Genomic DNA, 19550 nt, shown 5'->3' on the forward strand with positions numbered 1-19550 from the left:
TCTCCTTATGTCGTGATCAGGACGATGGCCATTCACAGCATGAGTGGCCTAGGGGCAGTCAAGCAGCTCGGGAATCGGCCCATCGCCAGACCACTTCAGCCAGCTCAGATAATGGAATAGAACCGGTCCCGAGCACTGCGTCGTGAAATCCTTTAATATCGAAGCGAGCCCCCAGCATGGCTTGGGCTTCCTCTCTCAGGCGGACAATCTCTAGGCGCCCAGTCATATATGCAAGAGCCTGGCCGGGCATGCTGATGTATCGGTCGACTTCGTTCACGATGTTGTCCATAGTCAACGCGGTGGCGTTCCACATGTAGTCGATTGCCTGGCATCGGGACCAGCCCAAGGCATGGATGCCGGTGTCTACGACCAGTCGGGCGGCACGCCATGCGTCGAACGAGACCATTCCGAAACGCGCCAGTCCCTCAGAGTAGAGGCCCATTTCATCGGCAAGGCATTCTGTGTACAGACCCCATCCCTCTGAATAGGCAGTAACGTAAGTGAACCGACGATAGGCGGGTAGTCCGATCAGGCCCTGAGCCAGCGCGAACTGCATGTGGTGGCCGGGAACAGACTCGTGAAAGGTGAGAGTCTCGATTTCATGCCTTGGACTTTTCTGAGGCTGAGAGGTGTTCATCCAGAACCGGCCCGGCCTGCTGCCAGTTTCAGCGGGTGGATGGTAGTACCCGAGAACCGACGAGCCAGCCTCGGCGTCGTTCATCGATTTGATCTCACAAGGCGCCTGATGCCGTTGCCCGAACCAATCCGGAATGGCCTCCTCAGCTCGGTGCACCGCCGCGGAGGCCTGACTTAACATCGCCTCACGGGAAGAGAATCGGAGCGCCGGATCGTCCCGGAGCCGCTGTTTGACCTCGTCCACATTTTGCGTCCCAAAGACGCAGGAACCTAATTCGCTGAACTCCGCACGGAGTTCCTGCACCATAGCAAGCCCTGTAGCGTGGAGGTCTTCGGCAGTCCGATCCGTCGTGGTGTGCTGCCGAACCAACCGGGTGTATATTTCATCGCCCTCCGGCAGGTACATCAATCCGCAGTGATCATCGCTCCGGGCTGCAGGAAGGACCTCCTCAGCCAGTGTGGCCCGCAACCGAGCCATTGCCGGACGGATGGAATTGTCAACGATCTCTTCGAATCGGCCTCGGCGTCTGGAGTCGAGGAGCTGCGCGAGCGGCTGCAAGAGAGGGTCTTTGGATGGGCCTGCGTTGAGGTAGTTATCAAGCATCGATAATGAAGACTCGATCGCTCGCTTGTTCGAGACAAAGCCGTCGCGCAGGCCGCTCCTCAACGCCTGCGCCGATTGGACAATGTAAGTGCCGAGTCTGCTGAGTCGCATCTCGTAGTCGTCGGTTCTCTGCTCGGAGTCCAAAGTGACCTTGGGGACCGCAGAAAGGATCGCGTATACGGGGCCGGCCAGGAGGTTACCGATCTGCCAATCGTCATCACGGGAGGCGATTCCGTTGAGGATCGTCGTCACGTTGTGCTGAAGTAATGATCGAGATGCCCGGTCCGTCGCACTCAGTTCTTCGAGTGCGAATGCATCGAGCTGGTCCCGAAAGTGAGACATCCTTTGCGTCAATCCGGAACGCGTGGCCTCTGAGATATCTGGGACCTCTGCATCGTGACCAGGCAGACCGAGAGTGGTCGCCCTGAAAGGGAAAGCCGAGCAGAACTCCTCAAGATAGCTCGCTCCGAGTTCATCGACAGTAGCTGCGACACGAGAGGCACTCATGATCCATCCCGCCCTGCTGCCCACCGCCGGATCGGCGAGAGATCAATCTCGGTGAGTTCGGAGAAGCCGGCCAACTGCTGACTGGGGAAACCGGTGTCCTCACCACGAAGCTCCTGGCCGAGGAAGGACCCGACGGTGGCATTCAGCAGGTCGACGGTTGGCTGAGAGGCAACTCTGCCTCCGGCTGGGAGGGCGCTGGCTCGTTCGTTCTGAGGGATAAGGACCAGGTCGGTCAGTTCGAGGTGACTTACGTGGGCCACACGCAACCGGTACACGTGCCGAGTGAGACCAGCGAGTTCAAGCGGCTCGAAGGAAAACTCGTTGGTGTCGATCGTCGTGACACCCGGGGCGCCCATGGTCGCCATCTGCTCGGCGAAATCTGTCGCAAGATGCATCAGCGGAACCCGCATCTCAGCGCCGAAGAGGTCCGAGGTGAACTGTTCGCCATCAAGGTTGACGGCTGCCTTCACTCGCTCGTCCAGCTGCGCCGTTAAAGCGGCGGCCGAGCCTCCGAAGGACATTCCGACAGTTGCGATCGCGTCGAGGTCACTGCTTTCTACGATCTTCCTAGCTATTCCCTCGACCCAGTTGGTTTCGAGTGCATCGATGACCGCACGCATGTCATTGACCCAGCGTTCTGCCCATCGACCAACGCCACGGTCGTCATGGAAGTCAGACGTCAGTTCATGTCGACGCCCGATGTCTGCCATGAATTTCTCCTGGTAGCTCGGCGACCCGACGAGCGCCACGAAGGCATCCTGCAGCGTGCCATCGTGACGCAGTGTGGTCCCGTCCGGGTACCGGACGCCACTTGCCTCGCCCGGATGGGCGACCGACCATACGACGTACCCATGGCTGGCCAGGTGCTCCATGAGCGGCGTGTTCTGCGATACCCAGGCTGTCGCGCCGTGCGAGAAAATCACGGTGGGAAAGGTTCCCTCCGCTACCGGCGCGTCCACGACGGAGAACGTTGCCATAGATGCCAGCGAAGTCGCCCACCGTGTGGGCAATCCCCCGGGCTCGACACACCACTCGACGAGCCGGGCCTCTTCGCCAATGAGGTATGGGCGGTGCTCGCCGTCGGCAGTGCTGGCCGGATACCAGACCCGCAACATGATCCGCCGGCCCAAGGAGTCCTCGGCTCTCACTACTGGGTAGGTGCTGTCGACCAGTTCGCCATCGCGCACTCCAACCGGGCGCGGGCCAGTCGGAGGGTCATAAGTCAAGTAGGTCATGGCCGCTCATCTTTTACAACAGTGCCTGCTTTGACCACGAGGCGGACTTGATCGGGATCCGCAAAGGCAGCCGGGTCGGCCAAAGGATCGACGGCCCAGGCCGTGAGGTCAGCAGACTTGCCGACTTCGATCGTGCCGGTTTCGTCACCAATTCCGAGAATCTCGGCGTTGATGCGGGTGGCGGACTCCAGTGCCGGCATCGGAGTTTCAATCGCGCTGCGAAGTGTGAGCTCCATTCCTCGATGCTTTTGTTGAGCACCAATCAGGTCGGAGCCAGATCCCACCTTTACGCCGGCCTTTCGCGAGGCTTTGAGTCCAGCGATCTGCCCATCGAGGACAGGACCGATTCGCTCCTTCATGTTCGAGGGAAGGCCTGCGGCAGAAGGGTCCTCAAGCAGTGCATGAACAACTGCCAGAGTCGGTACATGTGCTACGTCGTACTCAGCCATCAGAGCCGCCGTCTCATCGTCGATCTCCGAGCCATGCTCGACACACTTGGCCCCGGCACGAACTGCATTGCGAATGCCAGCGTTGTTGTGTGCGTGCACAGTCACGTAGGTGCCGCGAGCGGCAGCCTCTTCGACGGCTACCTCGATCTCTTCGACAGTGAACTGGGTATCGCTCAGTTTGTCGTGAGTGGACACCACTCCTCCCGTGACGCACATCTTGATGAAGTCCGCGCCGCGCCGGAAGGTCTCTCGGATGTTCTTGCGCATCTCTGCCGGCCCGTCGGAGAGCAGGGAAAGGGCTCGTAGTCCCGGGATGCCATGATCGTGCCAGTTGGCGGTCGGTTCCCAGTCTGCCGCGGTATGACCGTGGCCACCGGTCTGACACTGGACCGGACCGCATTGGAGGATTCTCGGACCACGGACCTTTCCGGAGGCGACAGCGCGTGCCAGTCCACCATCGATGCCTCCTGTGTCTCTTACGGTGGTAAAGCCTGCATCGAGCGTATCGCTGCAGTTCTTGAACATGTCCGCGGCAAGCTCGGCGACAGAAATATCGTGGCGGAGACTAGGGCCTATATCGCTCGACAAGCCGAAGTGAACATGCGCGTCGATCAGGCCGGGGGTGATGGTGAGACCTTCCGCATTAACGAGCTCAGCGCTATGTGGTGCCTCGCCGAGGTGCGCGATCTGTCCGTTCACGACATGGATCGCTAATCCGTCAACAGGTTCGCTTCCCGTGCCATCGATGATGCGTGCACCCACGATCCAATAGTCAGAAATCACGATTCTCCCTTAGCTTGAGGGTAGGTGCATTCAACCGTATCCGCACGGGTCCGTCTTTTGCGATGACAGAGGATGGAACTAGCAACAAAATCTCTCAACATTCGTAGTGCGACATCCCCCTTCAAGCACCACTGTTTGTTAGACCCGGCGACTCATGTCACCAATGCCTGTCACAGTACGTCTGTCGAGACTTTCCCTTCTGTATTTCATCCGTCGTCATCAAGTAACCATCCATGGTCTGATTTAGAGTCGAACTGTTGCTGAAGATTAGGGAGACTCCATTGGATAACAGAACTAAGGTGACTAACCGCTTTCGCACCAGACAACTACCACTGGTCGAGACCCTCCCCACGGATGCGGGGGGCACATTCTAATGCAGGATTATTCTCTCGCCACTCTCTCCCCACAGCACTGGTCCCACCATGTACGCATTGCTGCGGAGAAAACCGAAAGCTCGGACATGGTGGCAAGCGAGTCTAACGTTCATATCGGCCGAAACGGAGCAGTGTCAGCAACCGCCTCAGCAATCTCCGTAGCAGCCGGCATAGAGACGCTTAAGCGGGGCGGAAGTGCCGCTGACGCCGCCGTCACGATCGCTATGACCGGTACCACGACCCAGCTCGGATCGGTGGTCTCCTTCGCGGGCATTATGTCGTTGATCTACTACGACGCGCGGACAGGAAAGATCCATTCCCTCGATGGTGGTTACAACACCTACCGAAATGAAACTGATCCTGAGTCGATCCCGAAAGCGGATTTGGGAGCGCTTGGAACAGCGTACCGCACCGGTACTGCGGGCGGGGGGAACTTTTCTCCGCCGCCCGCAGAACAGACAGACTTGGGCCGAGAAACTCTGGTCCCGGGATACATGGCCGGTTTCGAGGTGATGCACCAACGTTTCGGGCGCTTACCTTGGAGGGAGTTGTTTGCCCCCGCAATCTGGTATGCCGAGCGGGGCGTGACCCTGTGCGCCAAATTGGCAGGATTCTTCGAATGGCGCAAAGAATTCCTCGAACGCACGCCGGAGGGTAGAGCTTTCCTTCATCCGTGTGGCAATCCGATCCCCCGCGCTGGCGATAGATTCCATCAACCTGAGCTGGCAAAGACACTGCGCGCCGTGGCAGAACAGGGCGCGAGTCACATGTATACCGGCGGATGGGCACAGGAGTTTCTCCGTGTTATCCGACGCGAAGGGGGCAAGGTCTGTGCAGCAGATCTCGCGGAATACCAACCAACATGGAGCGAGCCTTATGCGGCGAGTTTCGCGGGAACAACCGTTTATGCGCCCGGCGGAGAGAACTTTGCGGGATTCAACGCCATCCCTTCCTTAAACATCGCTGAGGCAGCCGGGGTCGACCGAATGAGTCCATTTTGGAAAGATCCAAACAGCTTCGCGACGCTCTCCCGTATTGTCGGCCTGACGGAGGGCGCACCGGTACTGCACGCCGAAGTAGCTAACGGACTCGACCTGCGTGGTATCGATCGGTCACGTGAGGCATTACTCAGCAAGGAATTCGGTCAGCAGGCAGCACAGTTGCTTGAGCAAATCGGCCGTCCTCCTGAAGGCGACGGTAAGGATCACCACTCTAATTCGCTCGTTGTGATCGACAAAGAAGGCAACATCGCGGCCCTCACCCATTCAATCAATTCGGTTGTCTGGGGTTCAACTGGCATTGTAGTCGGCGGCGTTCCAATCCCCGACTCCGCAGGCTTCCAACAGAAACGACTCGCTACTCTGCGCCCCGGAGCCCGGTTGCCAAACGAAATGGTGCAAACAGTCGCAGTGCGCGACGAAAAGCCGGTGTTTGCCACTGCTGGAATAGGGACGGGCCTTGTTCCGGAGAATATTAAGCTCCTCGTCAGCGTCCTTGGCCAACGCTGCGGACTCCCCGAGGTACAGGCGGCTCCTCCCCTCCTGACAAATTTCGCTCTGGGAGACACATCCACTGTTCGAGATGTGGTGGTGCCTGAAGGGACCTACAGCCCTGAATTCTTGACGAAGGTTGCCACCACTGGTCTGAAAGTCACCGAAATTCCGCCTCAGACTGCGGCGGGAGTCCGTGGCACTATAGCTGCGGTGTCGGTTGATCCCGTGACCGGTAAAAGGCAATCCTCGGACACCAAAGGCCTAGTACTCTTCGGCGACGCTTACTAGACCTGAGGCCGACTCAGCAGGGCTACCTCGGAGGCCCCCGGCGGAACTCCGCCGGGGGCCTCCGTTTGAGGTGTTATGGGCCACGGCAACGCGGCCGGGACAGGCCAGATCAGGCGTTGGCCGTCTTTCCAGCCGGCTTGCGCAGGTCGAAGCGGTCCAGCTCGGTGACCTTGTACCAGGCGGCCACGAAGTCCTTGATGAACTTCTCCTGGGCGTCGTCGGAGGCGTAGACCTCGGCGAGCGCCCGCAGCTCGGAGTTGGAGCCGAAGACCAGGTCGACCCGGGTGCCGCGGCCGAAGGTCTCCCCAGTAGCGTCCATGGTGCCTTCGAAGGCGTGCTGGCCTGAGTCCAGGGCTTTCCAGGTCTTGCCGAGGTCGAGCAGGTTGACGAAGAAGTCGTTGCTCAGCACACCCGCCCGGTCGGTGAACACACCATATGTGGAGCCGTCCCAGTTGGTGCCCAGCACGCGCATACCGCCGAGCAGCACGGTCATCTCTGGTGCGGAGAGGGAGAGCAGGTTGGCTTTATCGACCAGGGCGTGCTCGGCCGGCAGCGAGTTGTCCGGGCCCACGTAGTTGCGGAACCCGTCGGTGACCGGCTCCAGGTAGGCGAAGGAGTCCTCATCGGTCTGCTCCTGAATGGCATCGGTGCGGCCCGGGTTGAAGGGCACCTCGATACTCACCCCGGCATCGGCTGCTGCCTTCTCCACTGCGGCGTTGCCGGCCAACACGATGAGGTCAGCCAGGCTGATCTTCTTGCCGGCACCGTTGGAGGAGTCGAACCGCTCCTTGATGGTCTCGAAGGCACCGAGCACCTTGGCCAGCTGCTCGGGGTTGTTGACCTCCCAGTCCTTCTGCGGGGCCAGCCGAATGCGGGCGCCGTTGGCGCCGCCGCGCTTGTCTGGGTGCCGGAAGGTGGAGGCGGAGGCCCAGGCGGTGGAGACCAGCTCGGAGACGCTGAGTCCTGAGTCGAGCACCTGCTGCTTCAGGGCGGCGGCGTCGTCTGCATCGATCAGCTCGTGGTCCACTGGTGGCAGCGGATCCTGCCAGATGAGGTCCTCCTCGGGGACCTCAGGGCCCAGGTAGCGGGCCTTGGGGCCCATATCGCGGTGGGTCAGCTTGAACCAGGCGCGGGAGAAGGCCTCCTGGAAGGAATCCGGGTTCTCATGGAAACGCCGGGAAATCTTGTCGTACTCCGAGTCGAAGCGCAGAGAGAGGTCGGTGGTGAGCATGCGAGGCTCACGCTTGTCGTCACTGTGCGCCTCAGGCACCAGACCGTCGCCCTCACCGTTGGTGGGCCGCCACTGCCAGGCACCGCCGGGCCCCTGGTAGACCTCCCACTCGTAGGCGTAGAGGATGTGGAAGAACTCGTTGTCCCAGCGGGTGGGGTGGTAGGTCCAGGTGACCTCCAGGCCTGAGGTGATCTGGTCATCACCCTTGCCGGTGCCGTTGGAGTTCCGCCAGCCCAGGCCCTGCTCCTCCAGCCCGGCGCCCTCCGGATCGGGGCCCAGGTAGTCGTCGGTGTTGGCGCCGTGAGCCTTGCCGAAGGTGTGACCGCCGGCAATCAGAGCCACAGTCTCCTCGTCGTTCATGCCCATCCGGGCGAAGGTGACGCGGATGTCGTGGGCTGCCTTGACCGGGTCTGGCTCGCCCTCCGGGCCTTCGGGGTTGACGTAGATCAGACCGAGATGGGTGGCGCCCAGCGGCTTGTTGAGGTCACGCTCGTCACCTTTGGCGAAGCGTTTCTCGCTGCCCAGCCACTCTTCCTCTGCGCCCCAGTACACGTCATCCTCAGGCTCCCAGACATCGGCGCGGCCGCCGGCGAAGCCGAAGGTCTTAAAGCCCATGGACTCCAGGGCTACGTTGCCGGCCAAGATCATCAGGTCGGCCCAGGAGAGCTGGCGACCATACTTCTTCTTGATCGGCCACAGGATGCGCCGGGCCTTGTCCAGGCCGATGTTGTCCGGCCAGGAGTTCAGCGGGGCGAAGCGCTGCTGTCCGGTGCTGCCGCCGCCGCGGCCATCCACTGCACGATAGGTGCCGGCGGAGTGCCAGGCCATGCGGATGATCAGCGGGCCGTAGTGCCCGAAGTCGGCCGGCCACCAGTCCTGGGATGTGGTCAGAGTCAGCTCGATATCCCTCTTCACCTCGGCCAGATCCAGCTTGAGGAACTCAGCGGCGTAGTCGAAGTCCTCGTTGCTGTAGGGGTCGATGGTGGCGGTGTTCTTGGCCAGAATCTTCAGGTTGAGCTGGTGGGGCCACCAGTACCGGTTGCCACCACCCATGGTCGGATGCGGGGGCCCAGCTGGCTTCTCAGCGGTAGGCACGGTCCCGGTGCCCTCATTGTGCACCACGGGGCAGCCGTTGGGGTTCTCAGTCATCAGGTTCCTCTCTTGGGTGGATCAGGACTCTTCAGGTGGACAGGAGACAGTAGGGTCAGACAGGCTGGGCCGCTTTGTGCTCACCGGCATTCTGGGCAGCACAGTTACGGCAGATGCCGCGGAAGACCACATCAGCAACCTCCACCTCCATACCCAGCCCGGCAGGGGCCTCCAGGCAGGGTGCTTCGCCGTGCACACAGTCCACATCCTCGATGCGGCCGCACTGGGTGCAGATGGCGTGGTGGTGGTTATCGTGGGTGCGCGTCTCGTAGCACGCCGCGGATCCAGGAGGATCGAAGCGGCGCAGCAGCTGGTGTGCAGTGAGATCGTGCAGCACGGTGTAGACCGACTGCACGGTGATCTCAGGCAGTCGGCGGGCGACCTCAGCATGGATGGCCTCGGCAGGCTGGTGCGGGTGCTCAGCGACAGCGTCGAGCACAGCCAAGCGCTGCCGGGTGACGCGTAGCCCGCAGTCCCGAAGTGTTTCGGGCCATGAATGCTGCATAGCGGTCATGACCACTATCTTGCCGCAAATTATGAGTAATTCATAATTAGGGCAGGCCTGAGGCGTGAAGCAGCACTGTTACATCAGAGATTCGCCGATGGAGTTGAGCTCCTCGTCAGTGATGGTCTCATCCTCCTCCGGCTCATCCTCAGCCAGGTCCTCGGATTCGTTCCAGTCGGTGAAGCTGATATCCATCTGGATGCCTTCAGCGTCCATGCTGATGGTGTGCAGCAGTGGCGAGTCTTCATCGGCGAGGACCACGAACTCCACGTACTCTTCGCCATCCTCCTCGCGGTAGACCCAGACTTCCTGGCCGTCGCGGTTGTCGGCTTCGCCCTGGATCTCCAGATCGGCTAGGGAGTCCACGCCGGCACTGGCCAACATCTCGGAGCGGAAGTCCTCGATGAACTGCTCCGGGGTCTCGATCTCCCCGCCGAAACTGAGGGTCATATCGATCCAGGTGCCCTCATCCTGCAGGGCGGCCTCCAGCTCATCAGCGTCAGGTCCGGCCGCATCATCAGGCTGCAGGGCGCGGTACTCGGCGATGAAGGAGACCACAGATTGATAGACGGTCTCGCCGCTGTCGTAGAGCAGGTACTCGGAGAGCCCCTGGAGCTCCCACACTGAGCCGTTGCCCTGCATATCACCGCCCACGGTAACCTGAACCGTCTCACCGGCAGGCTCCTCATCACCAGGATCATCCTCTTCGCCGTCCTCCTCGGTGAGGTCCTCGGCTTCGCCGTTCTCCAGACCTTCCAGGTCGAATAGTTCGGCGGGCACATCAGCGGTGATGGTCACAGAATCCTGGGCAACAGAGTTCTCCCAGAGCTCATCTTCAATATCTGCCAGGCCGGGGGCATCTCCGGCGGCGGGGGCCTCATCATCCGGTTCCTCGCCGTCCTCGTCAGCGATCTCCCCGGGGGTGTCGCCCTGGTCCTCAGCGCCGTCGGGATCCACATCCTCCTGTGCGGCGTCCTCCGGGTTGTCATCGCCCACAGTGGTGTCCTCGGGGTCGTCCCCGCAGGCGGTCAGTGCCAGTACGGCCACCCCGAAGATTCCGGTGGTCCGGTAGAGCGTGTTCCTATTCATTGTTGCCATCCTCAGTGTCCTCGGTCTCGTCCAAGTCAATGTCCTCGGGGTTCCAGCCCTGCTCTGCTGCGATGGCCAGCACAATCTCGTCCAGGGTGATCACATCCTCCGGCACCTCGGGGGTCTCGGAGGCGTTCCACTCGGTGAACTCGAAGCGGGAGTCCTCATCGGTGATGGACAGCAGGTAGGGCTCACTCTCGGCGGCGACCACGAATTCGCTGGCCCCGCCGTCTGCGGTGTAGATCCAGACCTCCTGGCCCTCGCGCTGGCCGGCCTCAGCCTGCATAGCGTCCACGTCCTCGCCAGTCAGCTCGTTCTGCCAAGTTGTGATGAACTGCTCGGCGGAGAACACCGCGCCCTCGGCGTCCTCGAACAGCACCCAGGAGTCTCCGATGGTCTCCTCCATAAACTCCTGGTCCACCAGTTCGGCGACCTCATCGTCGAGCTCACTGACCAGCAGGGCGGCGAAGTCCTCACCGTGGAAGTACTCCTGACCCTCCAGTGCGCGCTGGGTGAAGCTGGAGCCGCCGGCGGAGAAGCTCATTTCCGAGTCGGTGCCGTCCAGGGCCCCTGAGATGGCCAGCTCACCCATGGTGTCGTCGTCGAGGCCGGAGAACTGCTCGTCGAGATCCGCCTCGCCGGCTTCCACCTCTCCAGTGATGGTCACCGAGTCAGCAGCGAGCATGGCGGCGAAGACCTCTTCGCGGATCTCACCGAAAGCCGGAATGTCCTCCGTATCAGGTTGATTCTGAGTGGAACCCTGCTGGTCCGGGGTCTCGCCGGTGTAGTCGAAGGGGTTGCCGCAGGCAGCCAGGGTGAGTGCCGCGGCGGCGACGGGGAAGGTTGCTCGCCTCACTATGTGCCTCCTCGTGGACATGATGCACCGAGGTTAGTCGGTGAGCCTGAACATGGGCTTCACTCTGCCCGAATGCCGGGCAGATACGCAGCGCTGGTCCCGACGGGCGCAGGTGTCGCGCCTAAAGTGCTCAGCTTAGCGGCAAGTACGACGACGCCCACGGAGGCTCACTCATAGCAGCCGGTGATCATTCTCCCCCACCACGCGCAACCACCGGTAGCCGTAGCCGCCCAGGGGCATTCGGCTGGATGAGCTGCGGTCCAGCCGGCAGGACTCGTCGCTGAGCAGGTCCATCAGGATGGTGCCCGACTGCTGGTCCTCCAGGGTGAAGTCCGCCACGGTGGGCTCGGGGCCCAGGTTGTGCAGCAGCACCATGGTCTTGCCCTCCCAGCTGAGCTGGTGGGCCAGCACTTCAGACACCCCTGTTTGGATGATGCTGCACGCCCCCCAGCCCAGTTCTGGGGACTCTCTGTAGCGCTTGGCCAGTCGGGTGATGTGGTGCAGCAGCGAGTCCTGGTCGCGGCGGGCTTCAGCGGCGTTGACGTGTTCAGGCCCGAACGCTCCTTGGGTCACCTCCCGGCTCAGCGCGGAGGGTTTCGCGGTGGAGAATCCGGCGTTCTTGCCCGCGGTCCACTGCATGGGGGTGCGCACCGCTTCCCGGCCGGGGACCTCGAGGTTCTCCCCCATGCCGATCTCCTCCCCGTAGAACAGCACCGGGGTGCCGGGCAGGGTGAACAGCAGCGAATAGGCCATCTTCAGCCGTCGGGGGTCACCTTCGAACATGCCGGGCAGTCGGCGGCGCAGCCCGCGCCCGGCAAAGCGCATCTGTTCCTCCGGGGCGAATGCGCCCAGCACCTCATTGCGCTCATCCTCACTGAGCAGGTCCAGGGTGAGCTCGTCATGATTGCGCAGGAAGTTGGCGTACTGGGGCTCCACCCCCAGTGCCGGACGGGAGCTCAGCGCCTCGGCGAGTGGGGCGGCCTCGTGCCGTGCCATGGCCAGGAATAGCCGCTGGTTGGTGAAGAAGTCGAACTGCATGGTGAGCTGGTCACCCTCGGCCCCGCCGAAGAAATCCAGCTGCTCCTCGTGCGGAAGGTTGACCTCACCGAGCATGACGGCAGAGCCCTGCCCGGAGGCCCGGCGCTGCAGAAAGCCGCGCAATGCCCGCAGGTAGTCGTGGGGCTCCTCGAACTCGTGCTCATCGTGGCCCAGCAGGGTTTCCTGGTTGATGGCGAAGGGCACCGCGTCCACCCGGAAGCCGTCGAGGCCGAGCTGTAGCCAGAAGCCCATCATCTTGGCGATCTCATCTCTGACCTGCGGGTTTGCGGTGTTCAGGTCCGGCTGTGTGTGCAGAAAGTGATGCAGGTACCATTCCCCGGTGCGTTCGTCATAGGTCCAGATCCCGTCCTCCTCGTCCGGGAACATGGTCTGCTCAGAGGTGTCACCGGGGTCGTCCGCCCGCCAGACGTAGTAGTCACGGGAGGGACTGTCCTTGGAACGCCGTGCGGCTTTGAACCACGGGTGCTGATCGGAGGTGTGGTTGATCACCAGATCGGCGATCACCCGGATGCCGCGGTCGTGGGCCACCCGGATCAGCTCCACCAGGTCACCGTGGTCCCCGTAGCGGGGGTCGACCCCGTACATATCGGCGATGTCATAGCCGTTGTCCCGCCGCGGGGAGGGGTAGAACGGCATCAGCCAGAGGCAGTTGACTCCGATCTCAGCGAGGTAGTCGATCCGCTGGGTGACTCCGTGCAGGTCTCCGGTGCCGTCGCCGCTGGAGTCCAGATAGGTCTCCACGTCGATGCAGTAGATGATCGCGTTCTTGTACCAGAGGTCTGCGGTCTCGGTGATGCGCATGGGCTCAGGTTCCTCTCGATGGATATCTACCCCGGCTTTTCTTCATCACCCGGGCTTATAAAGCGGGGGGAACGAGAAACGCGGGGTAATTTCACTGAAGTTGGGGCAGGACGTGCTCTCCGAAGGCGTCGATGAACGGCTCCTGCTCCTGGCCCACATGGTGGAGGTAGACGGCGTCGAACTCCTCCCCTGCTTGGGCAAGCCATGCGGTATGGGCATCAAGGGACGACGACGCCCACACGGCCTCGGTCACCGTATCGGGGCTGACCTCCTCAGCGGCGGCATCGAAGTGGGCGGGTGTGGGCAGATCCTGATCCAGGGGCGGGCCGAAGACATTGCTGCGCCACTGGTCGTAGGCGATCTCGCGTGCCTGTTGATCAGTCTCGGCCCAGCTGAGGTGGACCTGCAGCATGGCCGGGCCCTGACCCCCGGCATCCCGGTAGGCGGTCAACACCTCATTCTGGGCTCCGCCGGGCTGGTTGAGCGTGATGAATCCGTCAGCCCATCGAGCAGCACGGCGGGCGGATGCGGGGCTGATACAGGCCGCGTAGAGCGGGACGGTGGTCTCGGGCCGGTCGTAGAGGTAGGCATCCTCCACCCGGGTCAGCCCCTGGTGGCTGCTGATCCACTCACCGCGGTGCAGCCGCCGGATAATCTCTGCCGATTCCTCCAGCCGGGCCCGCCGTGTTTCCTGGTCCAGCCACTTCTCCGCGGTGACGTGTTCATTCATCGCCTGGCCGGCCCCCAGGGCCACCCAGTAGCGACCTGGGAACATCTGGCCCAGGGTGGCGGTGGCCTGGGCGGCCAGTGCGGGGTGATAGCGCTGACCCGGGGCGCAGACTGAGCCGATGGGGAAGCTGGTGGTGGCCAGGGCCGCTCCCAACCAGGAGAAGGTGAATCCGGAGTGCCCCTGGCGATCCGACCAGGGGAAGAAGTGGTCAGAGCTCATGGCAGCCTCGAATCCAGCATTCTCAGCATGCCGGACATCACGCAGCAGCTGGGCCGGGGAGATCTGCTCCTGCGATGCGTGGAATCCGTATGTGGTCATAGAACAATCACCCAGATAAGTAGTCAGTAGATACTCCCTTGTCAGAAAGCCTACCGACACTTACCTGGGTGATGGCTGAATACTCCTCGAGGTGTTACTTGATGGAGTCGATGATGCCGTTCAGAGTCTCACTGGGTCGCATGACTTTGAAGGCCTTGGCCTCATCGGGGCGGTAGTAGCCGCCGATCTCGGCCGGGCTGCCTTGAACCCCGTTGAGCTCAGCGAGGATCTGCTCCTCCTTCTCCACCAGTGCTGAGGCGACCGGAGCAAACGTCTCAGCCAGGGCGGCGTCGTCGTTCTGTGCTGCCAGCTCCTGGGCCCAGTACTGTGCCAGGTAGAAGTGGCTGCCGCGGTTGTCGATGGTGCCCAGCTTGCGCCCCGGACTGCGGTTCTCCATCAGGAAGGTGGTGGTGGCCTTATCCAGGGCTGCGGCCAGCACCTTGGCGCGGGGCGCATCGGCCTGTTCGGCGTACTTCTGCAGGGAGGGCACCAAGGCGAAGAACTCGCCCAGGGAGTCCCAGCGCAGGTAGTTCTCCTCAGTGAGCTGCTGGACGTGCTTTGGGGCGGAGCCGCCGGCGCCGGTCTCGAACAGTCCGCCGCCTGCCATCAGCGGCACGATGGAGAGCATCTTGGCGGAGGTGCCCAGCTCCAGGATGGGGAAGAGGTCGGTGAGGTAGTCGCGCAGCACGTTGCCAGTGACGGAAATGGTGTTCTCACCTTTGCGGATGCGCTCCACCGAGTACTTGGTGGCGGCAACCGGGTCAAGAATCTCGATGGTCAGGCCGTCAGTGTCGTAGTCGGCCAGGGAGGTCCGGACCTTGGCGATCAGGTTGGCGTCATGGGCACGGTTCTCATCCAGCCAGAACACTGCGGGCCAGCCGGTCTCCCGGGCCCGGTTGACCGCCAGCTTCACCCAGTCGGCGATGGGGTCGTCCTTGGTCTGGCAGGCCCGCCAAATGTCACCCGGCTCCACCTGGTGCTCGATGAGCACATCGCCTCTCGCGTTGACCACCTGGACAGTGCCGGCGGTCTCGATTTCGAAGGTCTTGTCGTGGGAGCCATACTCCTCGGCCTTCTGCGCCATCAGCCCCACATTGGGCACCGTGCCCATGGTGGTGGGGTCGTAGGCGCCATTGACCTTGCAATCCTCGATGACGGCTTGGTAGACCCCTGCGTAGGAGGAGTCCGGGATCACAGCCAGGGTGTCGTCGGTCTCGCCGGTTGGGCCCCAGACCTTGCCGCCGTTGCGGATCATGGCTGGTATGGAGGCGTCGACGATCACATCGGAGGGTACGTGCAGGTTGGTGATGCCCTTGCGGTCATCGACCATGGAGATCCGGGGACCGGCTTCCAGTGCAGCCTGGTATTCGGCCTTGATTGCCTCGCCGGTGGACCCGAGCTTCTCGGCGCCGGAAAGGATGGAGGCCAGGCCGTCGTTTGGCGAGAGCCCGACCTCTGCCAGCTGGTCGCCGAACTTCTCAAAGATGGTGGGCACGAAGGCCTTGACGATGTGACCGAAGATGATCGGATCGGAGACTTTCATCATGGTGGCCTTCAGATGGGCGGAGAACAGCACGTCGAGTTCCTTGGCACGGACCACCTGCTCAGCGAGGAAGGCATCCAGGGCCTTAGCGGAGATGAAGGTGCCGTCCACCACTTCGCCGGTCTGGACGGCCAAGCCCTCTTTGAGTGCGGTGACGGTGCCGTCGGCGGTCACGTGCTGGATGGTGAGCTCATCGGCGGACTCGATGATCACTGACTGCTCGTTGGAGGCGAAGTCGTTCTCGCCCATCGTGGTGACCTCGGTCTTGGAGTCTGCACTCCACTGCCCCATCCGGTGCGGGTTGACACGGACGTACTCCTTGATGGAGGCAGGCGCCCGACGGTCGGAATTGCCCTCGCGAAGCACCGGGTTGACCGCGGAGCCCTTGACCTTGTCGTAGCGGGCGCGGATCTCCTTCTCATCCTCTGTCTGCGGGGACTCGGGGTAGTCGGGAAGGTTGTAGCCTGCGGCCTGCAGCTCGGCCACCGCGGCTTTGAGCTGAGGCGCGGAGGCAGAGATGTTGGGCAGCTTGATGATGTTGGCCTCGGGGGTCTTGGCCAGCTCGCCCAGCTCTGCCAGGGCGTCGGCCTCGGCCTTGTCCTCGCCCACATGATCAGGGAACTGGGAGATGATGCGCCCGGCCAGGGAGATGTCGCGGGTTTCGATCTCGACCCCTGCGGTGGCGGCGAAGGCCTCCACGATCGGCTTCAGCGAGTAGGTGGCCAGCATGGGCGCTTCGTCGGTGTTGGTGTAGATGATCTTTGCCATAGAACGGCAACTCCCTCGAGGTCGGAGATGTGCAGAAGTATTCAAGTTCAATCTATCAATGGTTTAGAGCCCCAGGACCGCCATAGCGATCATGAAGTAGACGATCAGCCCGGTGGCGTCCACAAAGGTGGCGATGAAGGGGTTGGCGAAGACAGCCGGGTCCGCGCCCAGCGCCTTGCCCAACAGCGGCATCAGCCCTCCGGCACTGGCGGCCAGTGTGCAGATGGCCAGTAAGGTCAGTCCGATCACCGTGCCTATGGACCACCCGTAGACCAGCCCCGCCAGCGTGAAGCCCAGCACACCCAGGGTGGAACCCAGGGTGATGCCCACCCGCACCTCGCGCCAGAGCACTTTGAACACGTCTCTGGTGGCCACATCGCCCAATGCAAGGGCACGGGTGATGGTGGTGGCGGCCTGGTTCCCGGTGTTGCCTCCGGTGCCGATCAACAGCGGGACGAAAAGCGCCAGGACGGTGACGGCCTCCAGCTGGTCCTCGAAGGCATCCAGCACCGAGACAGTCAGGGCCGCGCCCACCGCCAGCACCAGGAGCCAGACGATGCGCGAGCGCATGATCTGCAGCACCGGAGTGGAGAGATAAGGCCGGTGCAGCGGCTCGGCACCACCATGGCGGGCGGCATCCTCAGTCTCTGCACGTTCCAGGATGTCCAGGGCATCGTCCACGGTGAAGATGCCGACTACCCGGTGCTCCTTGTCAGTGACCGGCATAGCCAGGTGCTTGCGGTCGGCGCAGCGGCGGGCGGCGTCCTCAGCTTCGTGGTCGGCGTCCACAGAATCGGCCTCAGACATGATGGTGCTGATGATGGTCTCCTCATCAGTGACCATCAGTTCGCGCAGACTCACCACACCTTTGAGCAGCCGGGCCCGATCTACCACGGGCAAGGTGTAGACGGTCTCCGCATCGGCGCCCACTCTGCGGACTTTCTCCAGAGCCTGCTTAACGCTCCAGTGCTCCGGGATCGCCACGAACTCCGGGGACATCTGACGACCGATGGTGCCGTCAGGGTAGCCCAACACAATGTTCGTCAGACTGCGCTCGCGCGGGTCCAGGTGGCGCATCATCTTCCGGGCCACCGAGGCTGGCATCTCGTCCATCAGCCGGACCCGGTCATCAGGATCCAGAGATTCGAAGAAGTGGGCGACGTCGCTGTCCTTCAGGCCTTCGATGATCTCGTGCTGCAGTGCCTGGTCCAGCCGGTCGAATACCTCCACCGCGGTGTCCTTGGGCAGTAGCCGGAAGGTCACCGCCCGGTCTTTGACGCCCAGACGCTCCAGGAAATCGACGATGTCGCCGGTGTTGAGCTCATCCAGGGCGATGCGCAGCTCACGCAGCCGCTCATCACGGATGAGATCCTCGAGTTCGTCCAGCTGCTCAGTCATGATCAGTGGAAGAAGTGCCGGACGCCGGTGAGGTACATGGTCAGGCCGGCCTGTTCAGCGGCGGCGATCACCTCGGCGTCGCGCTGGGAACCGCCGGGCTGAACCACGGCGGTGACTCCTGCAGCGATCAGTGACTGCAGGCCGTCGGCGAAGGGGAAGAACGCGTCAGAGGCGGCTACTGCGCCGCGGGCCCGCTCCACGCCGTCGCCGCCTAAGGTATTGGCTCGCTGCACGGCCAGCCGGCAGGAGTCCAGCCGGTTGACCTGTCCCATTCCGATGCCTACGGTGGCCTGATTCTTAGCCAGCAGGATGGCGTTGGACTTCACCGAGCGGATCGCCCGCCAGGCAAAAGCCAGGTCATTCAGCTGTGCGTTGTCTGCCGCGGGGCCGGCGGCCAGCTGCCACTGGGCGGGATCGTCACCGGGAGCCTGAAAGGTGTCTGAGGCTTGGAGCAGCATGCCACCGGAGATCTGTTTGTACTCCACGGCATCCCGGCTGTGCTCAGCAGCGAGCTGGATGATCCGGATGTTCTTCTTCCGCTTGAGGATCTCCAGCGCCTCTTCCGCGAAGGAGGGGGCGACGACGACCTCGGTAAAGATGCCTGCCACAGTTTCGGCCATCTCCCCGCTGACCTCACGGTTGGCTGCGATCACCCCGCCGAAGGCTGAGAGCGGGTCGCAGGCGTGGGCAGCCTGATGGGCGCCGGCGATGCTCTCCCCCACGGCCACACCACAGGGGTTGGCGTGTTTGATGATGGCCACGGCGGGCTCATCGAAGTCGTAGGCGGTGCGCACCGCGGCGTCGGCGTCCACGTAGTTGTTGTAGCTCATCTCCTTGCCGTGCAGCACAGTGGCCTGGGCCAGTCCCGGTACGCCGTTGTGCTCAGCGTAGAGAGCAGCCGGCTGATGGGAATTCTCCCCGTAGCGCAGCGTGGCGACCCGCTCCAGGGCGAGCCCGGCAAAGGGTGGGAACTCCACTTTGCGCCCCTCCCCCAGAGTGGCCGGGGCGGGGATGTCAGCGGCGTCGACGTCGTCGTTGAACTCAACGGCGGTCCAGCGGGCCACTGCGGTGTCATAGGCGGCGGTATGTGCGAAAGCCAGTGCTGCCAGGCGTTTGCGTCCGCCCAGGCTGAATCCTTCACCCTGGGCGGCGGCCACGGTCTCGCGGTAGCGCAGCGGGTCCACCACCACGGCCACCGAGGCATGGTTCTTGGCCGCGGCGCGGACCATGGAGGGGCCACCGATGTCGATCTTCTCCACGATCTCCGCCTCAGAGGCGCCGGAGGCCACTGTCTGGGCGAAGGGGTAGAGATTGCCCACCACCAGGTCGAATGCAGCGATCCCATGGTCTTCCAGGGTCTTGACATGCTCAGGGTTCTGCCGGTCAGCCAGGATTCCGCCGTGGATGCGAGGGTGCAGGGTCTTGACCCGTCCGTCGAGCATCTCCGGAAACTCGGTGACCTCTTCGACCGGGATGACCGGGACGCCTGATTCGGCGATGGCGGCGGCTGTGGAGCCGGTAGAGACGATCTCAACCCCGGCAGCGTGCAGTCCGGCGGCCAGATCCCCTAGCCCAGTCTTGTCGAACACGGAGATGAGTGCCCGCCTGATCGGCTGGAAGCCTTCGGCACTGGTCATATCTGCTCCTTCACACCTCTCCGTTCTGGGCCGGGTACTACTCTACCGGTGCCTCCACCATCCTCCTCACCACGAAATAATGTGTCAGAAAGGTGGA

General features: G+C 62.6%; 13 protein-coding genes. 1 reads left to right on the forward strand and 12 read right to left on the reverse strand.

Features of this window, described 5'->3' with window-relative positions; translation table 11 throughout:
* Window positions 1-58 precede the first annotated feature (58 nt).
* Genes F0311_RS11575 through F0311_RS11585 form a run of 3 tightly spaced genes read right to left on the reverse strand, consistent with a single transcriptional unit; the run spans window position 59 to window position 4214 of the window.
* Entirely contained in the window at window positions 59-1747 is a 1689-nt protein-coding gene (locus tag F0311_RS11575) for a DUF885 domain-containing protein (protein ID WP_150462099.1), read from the reverse strand.
* Complete coding sequence (locus tag F0311_RS11580) at window positions 1744-2982, reverse strand: alpha/beta hydrolase family protein (protein ID WP_150462100.1); 1239 nt, start codon at window positions 2980-2982, stop codon at window positions 1744-1746. Before F0311_RS11580 ends, F0311_RS11575 begins: the two co-directional genes overlap by 4 nt.
* Complete coding sequence (locus F0311_RS11585) at window positions 2979-4214, reverse strand: metal-dependent hydrolase family protein (protein WP_223881293.1); 1236 nt, start codon at window positions 4212-4214, stop codon at window positions 2979-2981. The genes F0311_RS11580 and F0311_RS11585 overlap by 4 nt, the downstream gene beginning before the upstream one ends.
* A gap of 505 nt (window positions 4215-4719) precedes the next feature.
* Here F0311_RS11585 and F0311_RS11590 point away from each other — a divergent pair.
* Entirely contained in the window at window positions 4720-6369 is a 1650-nt protein-coding gene (locus tag F0311_RS11590; protein ID WP_191089901.1) for a gamma-glutamyltransferase, read from the forward strand.
* Window positions 6370-6478: 109 nt separating this feature from the next.
* Here F0311_RS11590 and katG read toward each other — a convergent pair whose 3' ends face one another.
* The 9 genes from katG to purH all read right to left on the reverse strand — a co-directional run bounded on the left by katG (window position 6479) and on the right by purH (window position 19453).
* Window positions 6479-8749, reverse strand: a complete 2271-nt coding sequence (gene katG / locus F0311_RS11595; RefSeq protein ID WP_150462102.1) for a catalase/peroxidase HPI — start codon at window positions 8747-8749, stop codon at window positions 6479-6481.
* Between the two features lie 55 nt (window positions 8750-8804).
* Window positions 8805-9263, reverse strand: a complete 459-nt coding sequence (locus tag F0311_RS11600; RefSeq protein ID WP_150462103.1) for a Fur family transcriptional regulator — start codon at window positions 9261-9263, stop codon at window positions 8805-8807.
* 69 nt (window positions 9264-9332) lie between these two features.
* Window positions 9333-10343, reverse strand: coding sequence for a hypothetical protein (locus F0311_RS11605; RefSeq protein WP_150462104.1), 1011 nt, complete (start codon window positions 10341-10343; stop codon window positions 9333-9335).
* Window positions 10336-11199 (reverse strand): hypothetical protein, encoded by an 864-nt coding sequence (locus F0311_RS11610; protein ID WP_150462105.1) that lies wholly within the window; start codon window positions 11197-11199, stop codon window positions 10336-10338. Before F0311_RS11610 ends, F0311_RS11605 begins: the two co-directional genes overlap by 8 nt.
* Window positions 11200-11370: 171 nt before the next feature.
* On the reverse strand, window positions 11371-13059 hold the full coding sequence (locus F0311_RS11615) for an alpha-amylase family protein (RefSeq protein ID WP_150462106.1): 1689 nt from the start codon (window positions 13057-13059) through the stop codon (window positions 11371-11373).
* A 91-nt stretch (window positions 13060-13150) separates the two neighbouring features.
* Window positions 13151-14107: a TIGR03885 family FMN-dependent LLM class oxidoreductase gene (locus tag F0311_RS11620; protein ID WP_150462107.1), complete on the reverse strand. Its 957-nt coding sequence runs from the start codon at window positions 14105-14107 to the stop codon at window positions 13151-13153.
* Between the two features lie 94 nt (window positions 14108-14201).
* The gene (locus tag F0311_RS11625) at window positions 14202-16418 is read right to left on the reverse strand and encodes an NADP-dependent isocitrate dehydrogenase (protein WP_150462108.1); all 2217 of its coding nucleotides are present in this window, start codon (window positions 16416-16418) and stop codon (window positions 14202-14204) included.
* 63 nt (window positions 16419-16481) lie between these two features.
* Window positions 16482-17816 (reverse strand): magnesium transporter, encoded by a 1335-nt coding sequence (gene mgtE / locus F0311_RS11630; protein ID WP_150462109.1) that lies wholly within the window; start codon window positions 17814-17816, stop codon window positions 16482-16484.
* Between the two features lie 2 nt (window positions 17817-17818).
* Window positions 17819-19453, reverse strand: coding sequence for a bifunctional phosphoribosylaminoimidazolecarboxamide formyltransferase/IMP cyclohydrolase (gene purH, locus F0311_RS11635; protein ID WP_150462110.1), 1635 nt, complete (start codon window positions 19451-19453; stop codon window positions 17819-17821).
* Window positions 19454-19550 lie beyond the last annotated feature (97 nt).

The sequence above is a fragment of the Nesterenkonia ebinurensis genome, assembly GCF_008711175.1.
In the GTDB taxonomy this organism is placed as follows: Bacteria; Actinomycetota; Actinomycetes; order Actinomycetales; family Micrococcaceae; genus Nesterenkonia; species Nesterenkonia ebinurensis.

Bases quoted from the DNA above. Each gene is read 5' to 3' on its own strand.
- F0311_RS11580 (WP_150462100.1), bottom strand. From the start codon at position 2,982: ATGACCTACTTGACTTATGACCCTCCGACTGGCCCGCGCCCGGTTGGA.
- mgtE (WP_150462109.1), bottom strand. From the start codon at position 17,816: ATGACTGAGCAGCTGGACGAACTCGAGGATCTCATCCGTGATGAGCGG.
- purH (WP_150462110.1), bottom strand. From the start codon at position 19,453: ATGACCAGTGCCGAAGGCTTCCAGCCGATCAGGCGGGCACTCATCTCC.
- F0311_RS11620 (WP_150462107.1), bottom strand. From the start codon at position 14,107: ATGACCACATACGGATTCCACGCATCGCAGGAGCAGATCTCCCCGGCC.
- F0311_RS11605 (WP_150462104.1), bottom strand. From the start codon at position 10,343: ATGAATAGGAACACGCTCTACCGGACCACCGGAATCTTCGGGGTGGCC.
- F0311_RS11625 (WP_150462108.1), bottom strand. From the start codon at position 16,418: ATGGCAAAGATCATCTACACCAACACCGACGAAGCGCCCATGCTGGCC.
- F0311_RS11600 (WP_150462103.1), bottom strand. From the start codon at position 9,263: ATGACCGCTATGCAGCATTCATGGCCCGAAACACTTCGGGACTGCGGG.
- F0311_RS11575 (WP_150462099.1), bottom strand. From the start codon at position 1,747: ATGAGTGCCTCTCGTGTCGCAGCTACTGTCGATGAACTCGGAGCGAGC.
- F0311_RS11615 (WP_150462106.1), bottom strand. From the start codon at position 13,059: ATGCGCATCACCGAGACCGCAGACCTCTGGTACAAGAACGCGATCATC.
- katG (WP_150462102.1), bottom strand. From the start codon at position 8,749: ATGACTGAGAACCCCAACGGCTGCCCCGTGGTGCACAATGAGGGCACC.